7 protein-coding genes are annotated in these 15,854 nt (G+C 61.7%); 2 read left to right on the forward strand and 5 right to left on the reverse strand.

The features are described 5' to 3' along the window. Positions 1 to 4 precede the first annotated feature (4 nt). Positions 5 to 1,006 (reverse strand): ABC transporter permease, encoded by a 1,002-nt coding sequence (locus V8J83_RS04560; protein WP_339983915.1) that lies wholly within the window; start codon positions 1,004 to 1,006, stop codon positions 5 to 7. After that, entirely contained in the window at positions 1,003 to 2,106 is a 1,104-nt protein-coding gene (locus tag V8J83_RS04565) for an ABC transporter ATP-binding protein (RefSeq protein WP_339983917.1), read from the reverse strand. The genes V8J83_RS04560 and V8J83_RS04565 overlap by 4 nt, the downstream gene beginning before the upstream one ends. Before the next feature lie 148 nt (positions 2,107 to 2,254). On the opposite strand from V8J83_RS04565, the gene V8J83_RS04570 reads away from it, so the two are divergent. Beyond that, the gene (locus V8J83_RS04570) at positions 2,255 to 3,517 is read left to right on the forward strand and encodes an enolase C-terminal domain-like protein (protein ID WP_339983919.1); all 1,263 of its coding nucleotides are present in this window, start codon (positions 2,255 to 2,257) and stop codon (positions 3,515 to 3,517) included. Positions 3,518 to 3,610: 93 nt separating this feature from the next. Beyond that, entirely contained in the window at positions 3,611 to 4,294 is a 684-nt protein-coding gene (locus tag V8J83_RS04575; RefSeq protein WP_339983921.1) for a GntR family transcriptional regulator, read from the forward strand. Here V8J83_RS04575 and V8J83_RS04580 read toward each other — a convergent pair. The 3 genes from V8J83_RS04580 to V8J83_RS04590 form a co-directional block, all read right to left on the reverse strand. After that, positions 4,291 to 5,694, reverse strand: a complete 1,404-nt coding sequence (locus V8J83_RS04580; protein ID WP_339983922.1) for an MATE family efflux transporter — start codon at positions 5,692 to 5,694, stop codon at positions 4,291 to 4,293. The two genes, V8J83_RS04575 and V8J83_RS04580, sit on opposite strands and share 4 nt — an antisense overlap. Positions 5,695 to 5,843: 149 nt before the next feature. Beyond that, the gene (locus V8J83_RS04585) at positions 5,844 to 9,263 is read right to left on the reverse strand and encodes a hypothetical protein (protein ID WP_339983924.1); all 3,420 of its coding nucleotides are present in this window, start codon (positions 9,261 to 9,263) and stop codon (positions 5,844 to 5,846) included. Between the two features lie 3 nt (positions 9,264 to 9,266). Further along, complete coding sequence (locus V8J83_RS04590; protein WP_339983925.1) at positions 9,267 to 15,752, reverse strand: CLIPPER-2 domain-containing protein; 6,486 nt, start codon at positions 15,750 to 15,752, stop codon at positions 9,267 to 9,269. Positions 15,753 to 15,854 lie beyond the last annotated feature (102 nt).

Below are 15,854 nucleotides of genomic sequence, written 5' to 3' on the forward strand. Positions count from 1 at the left end.
TCCTCTACCACAGGGATGTGCGCGAGTAGCGCTTGGAAATCGCGTTGGCGCTCATCACCAGCACGAAGGCCACGACAGCGTTGAACAGGCCAGCGGCGGCGGCGAGGTCGTATTGGCCGCCCTGCAAACCCTGCCGATAGATGAACGTGTTCACCACATCCGCCGTCTCGTAGGTGGCGGGCTGATAGAGCAGGATGATCATCTCGAAAGAGACCTCAAGCATGTTGCCGATCCGGATGATCAGCATGATGATGATCGTCGGAAGGATCGACGGGATCGTGATTTTCCACATCATCTGCCAGCGGCTCGCACCATCGACCACGGCGCTTTCATAGAGTGTGGGTGACACGCCCGCGATGGCCGCAAGGTAGACGATGGATTGAAAGCCCGCCTCTTGCCAGATCGTCGTACCCACGAAGATCGGTCGGAACCATTCCGGTCGTGTCAGGAAATAGATGGCCTCGCCGCCGAACCATTCGATCACCGTGTTCACGATCCCCGCCGACGGAGAAAAGCCGGTTATCACGATGCCAGCAATAATCACGGATGAAATGAAATGTGGAAGGTAAACAATAGTTTGCGCAGTTTTCTTAAACCATTCCCGCAGGATTTCGTTGAACATCAGCGCCAGAAAGATCGGCATCGGGAAACCAAACAGAAGGCTGAGGAAGCTGATATAGACCGTGTTGCGCAGGGCGCGCAGGAACTGGTCGTTGTTGAACAGCGTCTCGAAATGCTCGAACCCGACCCAGGGACTGGCGGCGATGCCGCGGAACACCGAGTAGTCCTTGAACGCGATCTGAAGGCCGTACATGGGCTTGTAAAGGAACAGCAGCAACCAGACGATCGTCGGGATCAACATCACGTAAAGCTGCCATTCGCGCTTCAGGTGATCGCCCACGCGCACGATGCGGCTCGGGCGAGTCCGGTGCAGCGCCTGTTTGGCAAGAAGCACCGTCTCTTCGGTCTTGGCGGGTCCGCCGACGTTGGTACCCGGCGTGCTCATTCCACACGCGTTTGGCCGGAGAGCGCCAATCCTGTCTGAGCGTCGAAGACTTTGATCAATTCCTGTGGCGCGGTGAACCCCCTCACGGTATCGAGTTTGTCGATATTGCCGAGGGTTTCGGTGCGGATCACGAAGGGGTCGCCAGCGACGCGAAGGTGCAACAACGCCTCGGAGCCAAGCGTTTCCACCAGATCCAAATCGCCCATGATTGCGCCGTCTTGCGGGTCGGTCACAATCTGACTGTATTCCGGACGAATGCCCACGATAACCTCGCGCCCGACCGCATTTTGCAGGCCCGGCAACGGCGCGAGGGCGATTTTCTGCCCCGCGAATTCCGCCATCGGTCCGGTCGTGCCATCGGCAATCGTGGCCTTGATCTGGTTCATCGGCGGCGCACCAAGAAAGCCCGCCACAAACGCGTTTGCGGGGTTGAGAAACAATTCCATCGGGGTGCCGATCTGCTCGATCCGCCCGTCGTGCATCACGACGATCCGGTCGGCCAGCGTCATCGCCTCGACCTGATCGTGGGTCACGTAGATGCTGGTCACGCCCAGGCGCTTGTGCAGGCGCTTGATTTCGGCGCGCATCTGAGTGCGCAGCTTGGCGTCGAGGTTCGACAGTGGCTCATCAAACAAAAACACTTTCGGACGGCGCACGATGGCCCGGCCCATGGCAACGCGTTGTCGCTGGCCGCCGGAGAGGTCGGCGGGGCGCCGCTCAAGGTAATCGGTCAGCCCAAGGATCCCGGCGACTTCTTCAATCGAGTCGTCGACAACCTGCTTGCTTTCCTTCCGGATCCGCAGGCCGAAGGCGATATTTTCGGCCACGTTCAGGTGCGGGTAAAGCGCGTAATTCTGGAACACCATCGCGACGTCGCGATCCTTGGGCGCGACACGGTTGACCAACCGGCCATCAATCGTCAGATCGCCATCGGAAATCTCTTCGAGACCCGCAATCATGCGCAGCGTCGTGGACTTTCCGCATCCCGACGGGCCCACCAGCACCACGAATTCCTGCTCCTGCACTTCAAGGTCGATGCCGTGCACGACCTGCACCGCGCCGTAGGCTTTCACGATGTTATCTAGGACTACGCCGGCCATTGCCCCTCCCGAAGCTCACGGGGACTTTCGTCGCTTGCGCGGACGATTCGTCCCTGGGTAGCCATATCTTAGTTTTTCCAATCTAGAATACTAGTATTGATTTGTCCAATCTGACGGGCCTAGGATGCATGACCCCTGGAGGTCCCGCATGAGAATTACCGACGTCGTCGTCACCCCGATCGCGATCCCGGATGTGCCCTTGGCCAACACCAAAGGCGTGCATCCGTCGGTCTTCCTGCGCGCGGTGATCGAGGTAAAGACCGACACTGGTCTCGTGGGTCTGGGGGAAGCCTATGGCGCGAAACGGACGTTGACGGGACTGCAGGCCGTGGCCCCGATGCTCGAAGGGCTGGATCCGTATGACCTACGGGATTTGCGACAGCGCGTCGAAGCCGTCCTTCCCAACAGCGGAGGCGTCAACGCGCCCACGGCTCTGGCCGATCACAAGGTCACAGATGTGGTCTATTCCGCTTTCGAAATCCCGATGCTGGACATTCGCGGCAAGGAGGTCGGACGCCCGCTTTACGACCTTCTGGGCGGCGCGGCGCGCAGGACAATCCCGTTCGGTGGGTATCTCTTCTACAAGTTTGCCAAGCAGGATCTGACCTTCGGTCCCGACATCATGGGCGAGGTCATGACTCCCGACACTCTTGTGGCGCAGGCCAGGGAATTTGCCGCGGAATACGGATTTAAATCCTGGAAGCTCAAGGGCGGCGTCCTGCATCCCGATCTCGAAGTTGAAACGCTTCTCAAACTGCGCGAAGTCTTCCCGCACGATAGCTTGCGCATTGATCCAATGGGCGGGTGGACCCTTGAGACCACCCTGAAAGTGATTGATCAACTCGGCGGCACCGAGGGCGGGGTTCTGGAATATCTAGAAGATCCGGTGCGGGGCCTTGATGCGATGTCCGTGCTGTCGGCGCGAACCGATATGCCGCTGGCGACCAACCTTGTGGTGGTGGAATTCGAGCACCTGATCGAGGCGATCAAGAAAGACGCCGTTCAGATTGTGCTGTCAGATCACCATTATTGGCGCGGCGCTACCGGCGCTGTGCATCTTGGCGAGATGTGCCGCGCGTCCGGGCTTGGTGTGTCGATGCATTCCAACTCACATCTCGGCATCTCGCTGGCAGCGATGTGCCATGTTGCGGCGGCCACACCGAACCTGACCTACGATTGCGACACGCATTATCCGTGGTCGACCAAGGAGATCATCAAGGGTGGGCGGCCAACGTTCAAAGGCGGCGCCCTTCAGGTGCCGGACGGGCCCGGCCTGGGCGTGGAACTGGACCACACAGCGGTGGCCGAGCTGCATGACCTTTATAACCGCGCAATGGTGCAGGATCGCGACGACACCGACGAAATGCTTAAGTATATCCCTGATTATGTGCGCATGGTGCCCAGATGGTAGGCACATCGCCCTTTTCGCACGTGCCCGCCGGGACTGGAGGCTGGCCAAGACCTCGTCCGCCCATTATGTGCAACCTCACAGGAGGAGATTGAGATGCCCAATGCCGTTCGCACGAGAGATCGCCGCACCAGCGTCGATGTTGTGTTCGATCATCTCCACAACTCCATTGTCACGCTGAAGCTTTTGCCGGGTGACAAGATCTCCGAAGCGGAAATTGCCGCGCAGTTCGGTGTGTCGCGGCAACCGGTACGCGATGCGTTCAGCCGACTTGAGAACCTCGACTTGCTGCTGATCCAGCCGCAGAAAGCCACCGAGGTGAAGCGCTTTTCGCTGCACGAAGTCACCAAATCGCGGTTCGTGCGCGCGAGCGTCGAGGCGGAGGTTCTGCGCCGTGCTGCCAAGCAGGCCAGTGCGGATGACGCCAATCTTCTCGATCGAAGCCTGGCGCAACAGGCCCCCGTTGCCGCCGATGGAAATTACGAGGAATTCAGCAAGCTCGATTATGAGTTTCACAAGATCCTGTGCAAGATCGCCAAGGTCGAGTTTGCTTTCGAAGTCATCGCGTTCGAGAAAGCCAATGTGGATCGTCTTTGCATGCTGAGCCTGTCGAAAGAGGATCGGATGACGGTTCTGCTTGACGATCATCAGGCCATTGCCGATGGGATCAAGGCCGGGGAAGCGGAGGCCGCCGTTGCGGCCGGGATGCTGCATCTGTCCCGGCTTGATGCAACGATCGAGACGATCTTTCGCGAGAACCCGGACTATTTCGAGATCTAATCCTCGACCACGCGGGCGTGCTTCCATGTGCCTTTCCACAGGCGCATATGGAACATTGGAAACTTCACCAACTCGTCCGCCACGAACAAGGCAAAGACCCATGCGACGGGCAGGTCCAGCACCAGCACGAACAACGCGGTCATTGGCACTTTGAACAGCCACTGGCTCGCCATGAAGATGTTCATCACCGCCAGCGTATCGCCCGCAGCGCGCAGCGTCTGACCGCAGATCGCGTTGGACCCTTTCGGGAATGGCAGCAAAAGCAGCGTCGGCCAGAACCACCAGAACGCCAACAGCGTTTCCGCCTCCAACCCGGCGTAGATCCATGGAGATGCCAAACAGATCGCCAGGTAGACTGCCGCCACAAGGCCCGCCGCCACAAAGGCCGCACGCCAGGCAAGACTCAGGAACGCATCTAGTGTGTCTTCGCCCGACCTTGCCCCCAATTGTTGTGCCACAATGATCCCGGTGGCCTGTGCCCACGACATCCCGAATGTGCCTGCGACCTGCACCCATGGCAGGATCAGCGTGATGGCTGCAAACTCGTTAACGCTCATCCGGGCGTAGATCAGGATGCAGGCCTGCGTGCCGATCGTCATGGACAGGAAGGTCGCCGCAATCGGCCATGAGAAAACCCAATGCCGGTGCAAGGCCGCGGCCAAACTGTCCCGCGTCCATCCCGCCACGTCGCGGAACATCCGGTGCTGGCGGTGGAACTGCAGCCCCAGATACGCCATCCGCGTCAGAGCGGCCACGGCACTGCCCCAGGCGGCACCTGCCACGCCAAGCTCCGGCGCGCCATAAAGGCCATGGATCAGGACGACGCTGGCCACGACATTGATCGGCAGCGCGATCAGATAGCTCAGGAACGTCACCTTGGTCTTGCCGCAGCCGTTGAAGTGGCTTCCGAGACATTGCCCCACGGCCTCCGCGAAGATGACCAACACGAAGACCTCAAGATAGGCCATCGCCTGATCCGCGATCTGTTCGGTCGGCGCGACACCTTCGATGATCCGACCGCCAAACGCCACGACAAGCGCGACCCCGATCAGCACCGAGGCAAGGTTCACGATCAACCCGCAATAAAAGGCGGTCTTCAGGCCGACCTCGCCTGCGGCACCGAAATTCTGCGCGATGCGGATCTGCGTTGCATTAGAGAATGCGAACAGGATGCCAAGGAGCAGACCCGCAATCGCCGACGCAAGGCCCATGGCCGCCAGCGCTGCCTCGCCCAAGGCCGAGATCAGATAGGCGTCGATGACAATAATACCGTGCAACATCACCGCTTTGAGCGTGAGCGGCCAGGCAATCCCGAGAACTGTGCGGAAGGTCGGGGCGTCGGTCAATGCGAACCCATCAAGATTGGTGTCCGGGTGGATCGAACCGATACCACCACTCACTTCGACTAGTATACAAGATGTCGACTGAGGTAAACGGGCGGCACCGCCCTGCCCTGCTGACGCGCGGTGGTCCGACGCGCTTGTAAAGGTAAGGCGGGCAAGGTCTCCCTCACCCGCCTGACCATGATTTGGTTCGCGCGGTGGCTAACCTAGAAGCGTGCGATCAGGTTCACGAATACACCCTGCGCATCATAATCGATGACGGTGGCGTCATCTGACACACTGCCCCATTCGTAGCCACCGCCGAGCGACACGGTGTCGTTGATATGGCGGTAGATCCCAAGCAGAGCGCCGCTTTCGGTCAGGTCGGTCTCCTGTGTGTAGAGAAGCCGCCCTTCGGCCAGCACGTCCCACTGATGCAGAACCTCGTAATCCAGCCGGACCACGCCGAGCGTGGCCGTGTCGGAGAAAAAATCATCGGTTCCGCGGTCGGCGATTTCCGAAGACCGGTGCCCGAGATACCCAGTTACGGTGAACCGCTCGTTTAGGTCGTAATTCGCCCCGATCGAAAAGACGGTCGAGCGTTGTTGGGGGCCATCGGTGCTTCCGGTGTCATCGCGCTGATCCTGAGCGGACGTGTCCTCAAGATGGATCAGGCGCGCCAGAAGGTTCAGCCGCTCGTTCGCAATCGGGCGATAGGCCACGCCGGCACTAGCAAAGAGGTATTCGGCATCGGCGAGCGCGCCTTCCTCGGCATCGGAGAAAATCGTGTCGATCTGCGTCAGCAGCCGCCATTCATCGGTAAGCTGCTGACGATACGACCCGGTCACAGCCCAAGTCTCTCGGTCACGCGTCACGCCATCGCCGTCCTCGGTGCGATATTCGAGGCGGACCTGCCCGGTGCGGTCTTCATCCGGCGTCCAGGCCGCGCCAAGCGAGAAGCCGAGGCGGTCAAAATCGCCGCTCGCCTCGTCCTGAATATCGGCCGCCTCAAGACCCGCCGAGAACGCCCAGGTGGTCGATGGCGTGAAGGTCAGGCCATAGACTTGCGTCAGGGTCGGGCCGGTGCCGGGCCGGTCGTAGACATATTCCGTGAACACGCGCAGGTGGTCGGAGTAATTATACGCCGCCCCCGTCACAAGACGCCCGCGATCATCGAACGGATCGCCGCTGCCCCCGCGCGTCGGATCGAGCGTGTAGCCGACATAAAGCTCGTTGTCGGGCGTCGGGTTCCAACTGGCCCGGGCTTCGCCGGCCACGCCGCCATCGCCACCGGACACTTCGCCAGCCAGCGTCAGGCGGTCGCCCACGCGGGCAGACGCACCCACACCGGCGCGATTGTTATCGGGCAAGCCACCGGTCACATCGACCGTTGCCTGCACGAAGCCGTAAACGCTCAGGGCGTCGCTTGGGGAATAAGTCACGCGGGCGGCCAGGTCGGTTCGACTGCCGGTCTCGTCGGGATCTCCCGGCGTGGTGATATCCTCATAGGCAATCGCCGTCGTCAGCTCCCAACGGTCGTTGAACGCATGGGTCAGGCTGATCTCGCCCTCGATGCGTTCCTCGCCATTGTCGCGGCTGAAGTATTCCGCAAATCCGCCAAGGCTCAACGCGTCGCTCAGCGCCACGTCCAACGCCACGCCATAAAGCTCCTGGTCGAAGGCCGTGTCTTGCGTCAGCGTCTCGAAACCCGCCTCGCGAACCTGCGCATAGGCCGTCAGGCCGCCGTCAACATTGAGCCCGAGATCCGAGAACCGCAGGCCGGCGCGTAGTTCATAAGCCAGCGATTGATCAGCCAGCGTTGCCGTTTCTTCGACGATGCTCAAGCCGCCGTCTGTCGAACTTGCGCGACCGAAACCGGGGCCGTCAGACCCTGCAACTTCGAACTCCACGAAGCCCGAAGTGCCGAATTCGACGCGCGCATCAACGGCACCCACGGTTTGCCGGCCATTGCCTGTTTCATCAGACATCATCGTCGCGCCGAGGCGCACGGTGTCGGAGACCCAGGCTTCGGCCCGCCCCCCGACGGAGGCGCCGTCGAAATCGCTCGTTGGAACAAATTCATACTGCACAACAAGGTTGAAGATCGTCTCGTCCGCGGCCCCGCTTATGATGGAGCCGTCGTCCCCACCGCTGGCAAGCGGGCGGGTCAGGATGATCACACCCTGCAGATGATCAACGACGTAATCCTGCCCTTCGATCAGGGTGCGCGTGCCGGTCACGAAGCCGGTCACGGCATCGGTTTCCTCGACCCGGACGTTGGTGCTTCCGCCAACCAGATCGCGCCGCGACAGGAAGTAGAGCGACCCGCCAGTCCCCCGCAGAATATCTCGCTGCGGCAGGGTGTCAGCGACGGCTGCATAGCCGTAGGCACTGACGCGTGCCTCGCCGTCCTCGGTGATCGCGAGGCTCTGATAGGCGACAGACGCGCCATAAAGGTCGCGCGACGACCGGATCAGGCCGGGCCCATCAATCGTGGAGGTGAAATCGCCCCATCCAAAGGTGGTCGTATCGTTCTCGACCCTCAGAAAGACATTGCCGGAGGTCGGCGTGCTGTCGAACCACGTGCTGTCATCGCCATAGGTCGGATAAAGGTCCCACCCTTCGGAGCGCAATGTATCGAGAACCCGCAACGGATCGCGATCATCAAGCCGTGTGAACAGATCCTCAAGCGGTCCGTAAGTCGTGTCGGCGGAGGCCGTTACGTTCCAGCCCCGTGCATTATAGCCGTTGACGTAGAACGCGGCGCGGCCATCGAGGTAGCTTTCATCTTCGTCCAGTGCCCCGCCGATGCGGTGTCCGGCGGTGATGTCGATGATCCCGTTACGGAACCAATCGCTCTGCGGCACATAGACATCGCGCAGGATACGCCGCCCATAGGCGTCGATCTCGATCACGTTGTCGCCCACCGGCAGGATGCGGTCGATCTCGACCTCGCCACGGGCATCGACGGTGACCTCATCGCCCATCACGCGGATCGTGTCGCCCGGCACCGCGTTCACCGCGCGCAGGGTCACGGTGCCTCCGCGCACAACGATGTTGCGGCGTGCGGTGCGGTCTTGGGAAAGGTCGGGCCGCAGGGCAGCATCGGCCCGGCCGCCGGCACCGTCCACACGAGAGAGGGCCGCCGGAATAGTCTCGTCGAAGCGCCCGTTGGCATCATAGACGCGCAAAACGTAGCCGAGCTCGTCCGCCCCATCAGCAGGCATGACCCAATCGGCGGTGCCGTTGGGCTGGATCGGAACAGTCGCAACGACCGGACGGTTGGGCCGGCTGCGATCAAAGATCTGCACCTCGGCGCGCGCGACATAGGCCGGGTAGTTGGTGGCCGCCTGGAAGGTGACCTGCTCACCGGCGCGGTAGCCCACACGCTGATCCTCGGTCAGGACGTTCAGCACGCGATTGCGTTCAAGCGTGTCGAATTGAACCGTGAAGTCCAGCAGCCGCAGGTCACGGTCCACCGGTGCCTGCCCCGGGCGATAGGGCGGCACCGCCCCCGCAATCACATCTTCGCCAAGCGAGATCGAGAAGCCGGTTTCACCGAACCCCTGCGGGATCGCCGGTACCGTCGCCAGCAACGTGAGGGCAGAGGCCATGGCCGTGGAGAGTTTCAACTTGTTGGTCGTCATAACTCAATTCTCCCCTCGGGCGATGGTTTGTTCGATCCTGAGCCGTCCAAACCCTGCACCTGACCATTGTCTGTCGATCTCGGCGGCCACGAGAGCCATGGCGTCGCGCCCCCGGGCCACGGCCTCCGGTCCCGCATTGGAAGAGACGTGGAAGACCAGTTCGACCGTGCTGGGGCTTTCGATCAACCGCGCAACCATGGCGGCGATCCCCTGCTGCATCTCGGGCGAGACGGCCAGACCGTTTGCAAACGCCTGCGCGCTCAGATCCACGCGCATCCGCTGCGCCAAGCGGGCCCCGAAGTTCAGTTCGGTCATCACACCCGGCGTCAGACGGACGACGCGCGGGTTCTGCGTCGTCATCTCGTAGCCCAACGGCAACGAGCGTTCATCCAGGCTCAACAGAAAGTTCGAGCCGATGTCCGCAGGCAAAGCCGCGCACGGGACCGAGAACAGGCCATTGGCGTCGGTGGTGATCACCAGACCATCCAGCGTCACCAGGCGCACACCCGACAGGCCAATCTCATCGGTGAGTTCCGAGGCGACCTCTTCGATCTTGGCTTCGGGATCAATCACAGCCGCCGAGATGGCGTTCGGATCATAGGCGTCCTGGAAACCATCTGCGTCGAGGTCGTCGAACACGCGTCCGATCACGTCGGAGCAATCGAAGACGGCTTCCGGCAGGATGCGCACCGATGCGGTGGCCGGGCCTGCGATCACACCAAAGGGCGGGTCAAACGCCAGCACGGAGTTCACATAGATCCCGGGATTGGCCGAGTTCAGGACCCGCGCATTCAGCGTCGCGACACGTTCCGTACCCGGCGGAACATCGAGACCCGCGAAGGTGATCGTCTGTCCGGACACCGTCACCGGGAAGGGCACGCCATCCAACTCCGCCGAGCCCGGCACAAAGATGAGGCCCTCGGGCAGGGTGTCGATAAGATCGATACCGGTGACGGCAAACGTATTATCGTTACGCAGACGGATCGTGTAGGGCGCGATGACGCCGCGCCGGATCACCTCATCCGGTGTGACCTTGGTCAGCGTCAGCCCATCGGACGGATCCGGCGGCGAGGCCACGACCGTATCGTCATCATCCACCGTAAGCGGCGCACCAAGCGGCCCGAAGGTACCAGTGACAGTCGCGGTATTCTCGATCCGTCCGCCATTGTCCACATCGGTCTGAGTCAAGGTGTAGACAGCCGTATAAGTGGTCGTGTCGACATCGGTGCCATCGGCTGCAGCCGCCGGGTTCATCAGCGGGATCGGCGCACCGCTCAACACGATGCCGGGAAGCGGGTCGGTCACAGTCACATCGCGCAGCGGCACGTTACCGGTATTGGTCACCGTGAAGGCGTAGAAGATCTGATCACCAACCTGCGCGCCGTCATCAAGATCGCTCTGGTCGGTTATGATCTTGTCCAAAGTAATCCCCGGCTCCGCAGCAAGCGGCACCGTTTCGGTATCATCGTCGGTTTCCGGTGGCCCGGCGGGCGGATCGCCGGTCACGCTGGCGGTGTTCTCGACTTCACCGGCGGTCAGGTCATCCTCGGTCAGCGCATATGTGCCGACAAAGGTGGTGCTGTCCTCCGCGCCTGCGGCCAGCGACGGGATCGGTGCTCCGGTCAGCGTCAGACCCGGCAAGGGGTCGGTCACGGTGACGTCGGTCAACGCCACGTTGCCAGTGTTGCGGACCGTAAAGCGGAAGGTCACGATATCCCCGACCTGCGGCGGATCCTGAAGCGCCGAGGTGTCGGCGGTTTTGATCAGGTCGATCGCAGGCGCCGTTCCAAGCGGAATGCTGGTCGGATCATCATTGTCGAACGCTGTCCCGGAATCGTCGGTGACATCGGGGCCGGATGGCGGCGTGCCGGTGACAAGCGCCTGGTTGTCCACGTTGCCCGCGGCGATGTCGCCCGGCGTCAGGGAGTAAGCCCCGGTGTAGGCCGCCGTTACGGTCTCGCCCGGTGCAAGGCTCGGGATCGGTGCCCCGCTCAGTACAAGACCCGGAAGCGGATCGGTGACGGTGACATTGGTCAAGGTGACGTTGCCCGTGTTGCGCACCGAGAAGGTGTAAGTCACGGGGTCGCCTGCCTCTGCGGGCGACGACAATCCGCTGATGTCGACCTCTTTCAGCAGCGCGACAGACGGCTGCGGGTCCAAGGTGATCGGCGTCGGATCGTTTTCGCCCGCCTCATCGGCCAGAAGGTTGCCGTCGCCGTCGATCACCGTGCCATCATCACTGAGGTCGCTGACCGGAAGCCCGGTAAATTCGCCTTCACCGGTGACCGCGGCCTGGTTCTCATATTGCGCGCCGGAAGGCTGCGCTAGCGGCACGGGGTCCGTGGGCTGCACGCGGATCGTGAAGCTGATCGTACAGGTCCCGCCGACCGGCAGAGTGACGCCAGAGGCAAGGGTCTGATCCCCGGCGCCGTTGAAGCCGGCGTTGAACCCGCCGCAGGAGCCGGAGCCCGTGCTGACGATGGCATATGTACCGTCAGCCAAGGGATCCGTTGCAGGGGTCGCGAGCGTGACGAGCGTGCCAAAGAGCGGCGCGCCACCGCTCAGCGCGTCGGTGACCGCGATATCCAGCAAAGGCTCACTGCTGAGGTTTTCGACCACAAGATCGAAGGTCGCGGTATAGGAGCCATCCGCCGCCAGCGCGAAGGCCGCCAGGTCCTTCGACAAGCCGATAGTCGGCGACGGCGTGATGGCAAAGTCGTAATCGACCGCGTCCACACCGTCGGGTACCGTGATGGCGGTGATCGCATCGGGCGCGGCAAGCGTGCCGCCTTCCGAGCCGACGGTGTCGATGCCATCCGTGAACAGCGGATCGGTCGGGTCGCCGCGGGTGATCACATAGGTCCACCCCGTGCCCGGCAACGCATCAAAAAGGTAATCGCCCGAGGCATCAGTTTCGACAGTCCGGGTGATCGTTCGCCCGCCGGGACCCGTGCCCGTAAGCGTCATGGTGACGCCCTCGATCCCGGTGTCGGCGGCGAGGTTCTGCGTGCCTTCATTGTCGAAGTCGCGGAAGAAGGTGCCCGCGATGGACGAGCTGACCACATCCACCGACGCGGATGAGCTATCGTTGCCGGTCGACGAGTCGAACGACGAGGTCGTGACGACGGCCGTGTTTTCGAATGTCTCGGGATTGGTCGAGACCGCGATCACGCGGACCGGTACGTCGATCTGGATGGTGGTTCCAGCCGCGACGTCCCCGAAGTCACATTCAAACTCGGTGTCTCCGGCGGCCCCGGTGCAGGCGGCGGGCAGGAACGCATTGGACGGCGTCCCGGTCAGCACCATGCCAGTCGGAAGCGTATCCTCGACCAACAGGTCGGTCGCGGTGTCAGACCCCACCGTCACATCAAGCGTGAAGCTGAAATCCTGCTCGACGGACACCTGTGTCTCGGCGGTGGTCTTGGTGATGCCGACGTCAGTCAACGTGCGGATCGTGGTGTTTTCCGTGTTGCTGTTGTTCAGAGCATCCGCGTCAAAGCCGTTCAGGATCTCGAACGACGAAACTTCAACGCTGTTCGGGAAGTCGCCCGCCTCGACGGCTTCCATTTCGACGAGGATCTCGAAGGTATCGTCTTCCAGCAGGACAGGCCAGGTACACACCACTTCGCCACCGATGCCGTCGGCGTCGACACCTGTGCTGTCACAGACACCGGGTGCTGGGATGGTCGCTGACACAAAGCGCAGGCCGGCCTGGGGCAAGGTGTCGGTGACCACAATGTCTTCCGACGTGGATGGGCCACCGTTTGTCACCTCGATCTGGTAGACCGTGTTACTGCCGATGGGTAGCGGATCAACGGAATCGTCCTTGTTGATCTGGATATCAGTGAGCGGGTTTTCGACCACGGTCTCTGCGCTGGCGGTGTTGGGCAAGGTGCCCTCTTCCGGCGTGGAGGTCGACACCTCGGCGGTGTTGGTCAGCGTATCGCCGATCTGGTCGTTTGTCGGCTGCAAGGTAACGGTCAGCGTGCGCTGCTGCGCATTGGAGACCGAACCATAGGTACAGACAAGCTCATCATTGACGCCGGCCACGATGATATCGCCTTCGTTCGGCACGCTCGCGCAAGCACCCTGCGGGGAAATCGCCGAGATAAAGCGCATGCCGGCGGGCAAGGTGTCGGTGATTGTAAAGTCGTCAGCGTTCGATTGACCGGTGTTTTCAACCTGGCCGGTGACAATGAAAATGACGTTCTGGCCCGCTTCGATGGTCGGCGCACTAACGGTCTTGTCCACCGTGATCTCGGCCAGGGGGTTCTGGGAGAACGACGTGGCGCTCCGGTTGTTGTCAAGATCGGGGTCAGGGGTGCTTTCCGAGATGATATCAGCCGTGTTGCCAATCGTGGTCGCGCTGGTGCCGTGACGCACTTCCACCGTGATCACCGGACAATCGCTGCCCGCCGTACAAGGGGCCAGTTCATCCGCTTCGCAAGTCAGCACGCGTGCCCGGCCACCCGACGCAGCGGTGGAGCAGGTCAGGTTCGTCGCGATCCCGGATGGGTCGGAGATCACGAAACCCTCAAAGCCCGGCGTCGGCGCCGTCACTGAGTTGTTGATCAGGTTGGTGAAGCGATCTGTCAGCGTCACATCGAAAGAAGTCTGCGTGGCATCATCGTTGATCAGTTCCAGCGTGTAGGTTTGAACTTCGCCCGCATCTAGCGGATCAAGTGCCACGCCTTTGACCACGCGGATGTCGGCGGAATTCCCGCCCACGGCAGTCGTGATCTCGAAATCGTCGATATTGTTGGCGGGGTTGGCATCCGGAAGGTTCGGGTTGACCGTCGTGATCTCCATCCGGTTGTTGCGCACGCCTTCAGCGGTCGCCGTCAGCGTCACAGTGATCGGCGGTGCGGTCTCTCCGGCTGCGAGCGGTGCGCCGGGCGTATAGTCGCGCGTACACTCAACGACGCCAGAGGCACCCGCAGGCGGCGCACCCGGAAGAAGCACGCAGACCCAACCAGGCCCGCTGGCCCCGGAGAACGCAAAAGTGTCGGGAATGACATCGCGCACCACGAGCGTGCCGTCAAAAGCGGTGTTGCCCTCGTTCGAGGCGCTCAGGGTGAAATCATAGTCGAGCCCAACCACGGCCAGCGCAGGGTCCGGACCGGTCTTGTCGGCCACCAGATCCACTTCCGGCTGAAGTATGGATGTCTCGATGGTGTCGGTGTTGTTACCGGGGTTCTGTTCCACCGGTCCGGTAGAGGTGACACTGACCGAACTTACAATATCTTCCCCAGGCGTAACGGCCGTTGTCGGAATGACAATATCACCGAGGCTGATGTCCGTGCCCGAAGCCGCACCTGGGTCAAGCGTGCGGGTAAAGGTAAGGTCATTGCCACTTACGCCAACGGTCCAACCCGGTGCCACGATGTCGCCGGGCACAAAGGTGAATTGTGGCGGCACGGTATGGGTGATCGTCACGGTATCGGGCGCATCGCCACTGTATTGCGGGGACAGTGTGAATTCGACCGGCGTATTCGACAGGATCTCGGGACCCGTATCTCGGGATATGGTGACCGAGACGTCGGTGCCGTCGGTGATCAGCATCTGGTCGCTGGTGCTGTTGTTCGAGCCCACCGGATCGTCCGGCGTTGTCCCATTCACCGTCGCCGACAGCGACACGTCCGAGCCGCCGCCCGCAACGACAAGAGCGTCAAAGTTGAACGTGGTGCTGGCAGACACCGCGAGCACGGACCCGACCGTACAGGTCACGGTCGAACCGGCCTGTGTACACCCGGCGGGCAATGTCAGATCGGCGAAACCGGGCGGCACGGCGAAGGTGAAGCTGTAGCCGTTAGAATCGTTGGGTCCGAAATTCTCGACGTCGACCGTGAACGGGACCCTCGAGCCGGATGCAGCCGTGGGAGGAAGGTCCACCAAGATACCCAGATCCGAACCCGCGCGCACGGTTGTGGTTTCGGTCAAGGCATTGTTTGTGAAGCTTCGGTCGACACCGCCCTCATCCAGAACGGTCATCGTCAACTGATAGCTCTCCGGCGGAGTGGCGGGCGCAGAGGTCAGGAATTGCGGCGTGAAGCCAGCTGTTTCAAGAAAACCAAGCGCGGGCACGTCACAAATGACGCGCTCACCGGTGGTGGCGGGCAAGGGCGTGCCGCCTGCAAATGGCGCTGTGGCACCGACGGCGACAACGCGACAATTGTCGATCGCGGGGCCCGCGCCCGGTGTCAGGAACCCGGTCATTGTGGTCAGGTTCGGCACAGTCAGGTCGATGAACGTGGCCGGGGCCGCGGTGCCGTTGTTGGTCACGGTGGCGGGGTAGTCGACTGTTGCGCCCGCAGCAACCGGGTCAGTTGCGTCCTCGTAGTTCAGAAGCCAGTCAACCGTTTGCGCCTGAGCCGCACCGTAGCCGCTTGGCAGGACCGAAAGGAAAAGCGCAACCAGCAGGAGGCGAAACGAAATAGCAAGCGCAGCACCAAAAGAGTTGCGGCGCGAAAGCCGAGTTCCAAACACCATCAATGACCCCCACGCGCACCAGGATGGGCGCAGTCTTTGTTTATTTCGGATCACGGCAGCCCACATTCTGGGCGCCGCTTTATTGACTGGTGTTCAATAACT

This window comes from Gymnodinialimonas ulvae, assembly GCF_037543845.1.
Classification (GTDB): domain Bacteria; phylum Pseudomonadota; class Alphaproteobacteria; order Rhodobacterales; family Rhodobacteraceae; genus Gymnodinialimonas; species Gymnodinialimonas ulvae.

Bases quoted from the DNA above. Each gene is read 5' to 3' on its own strand.
- V8J83_RS04560 (WP_339983915.1), bottom strand. From the start codon at position 1,006: ATGAGCACGCCGGGTACCAACGTCGGCGGACCCGCCAAGACCGAAGAG.
- V8J83_RS04565 (WP_339983917.1), bottom strand. From the start codon at position 2,106: ATGGCCGGCGTAGTCCTAGATAACATCGTGAAAGCCTACGGCGCGGTG.
- V8J83_RS04570 (WP_339983919.1), top strand. From the start codon at position 2,255: ATGAGAATTACCGACGTCGTCGTCACCCCGATCGCGATCCCGGATGTG.
- V8J83_RS04575 (WP_339983921.1), top strand. From the start codon at position 3,611: ATGCCCAATGCCGTTCGCACGAGAGATCGCCGCACCAGCGTCGATGTT.
- V8J83_RS04585 (WP_339983924.1), bottom strand. From the start codon at position 9,263: ATGACGACCAACAAGTTGAAACTCTCCACGGCCATGGCCTCTGCCCTC.
- V8J83_RS04590 (WP_339983925.1), bottom strand. From the start codon at position 15,752: ATGGTGTTTGGAACTCGGCTTTCGCGCCGCAACTCTTTTGGTGCTGCG.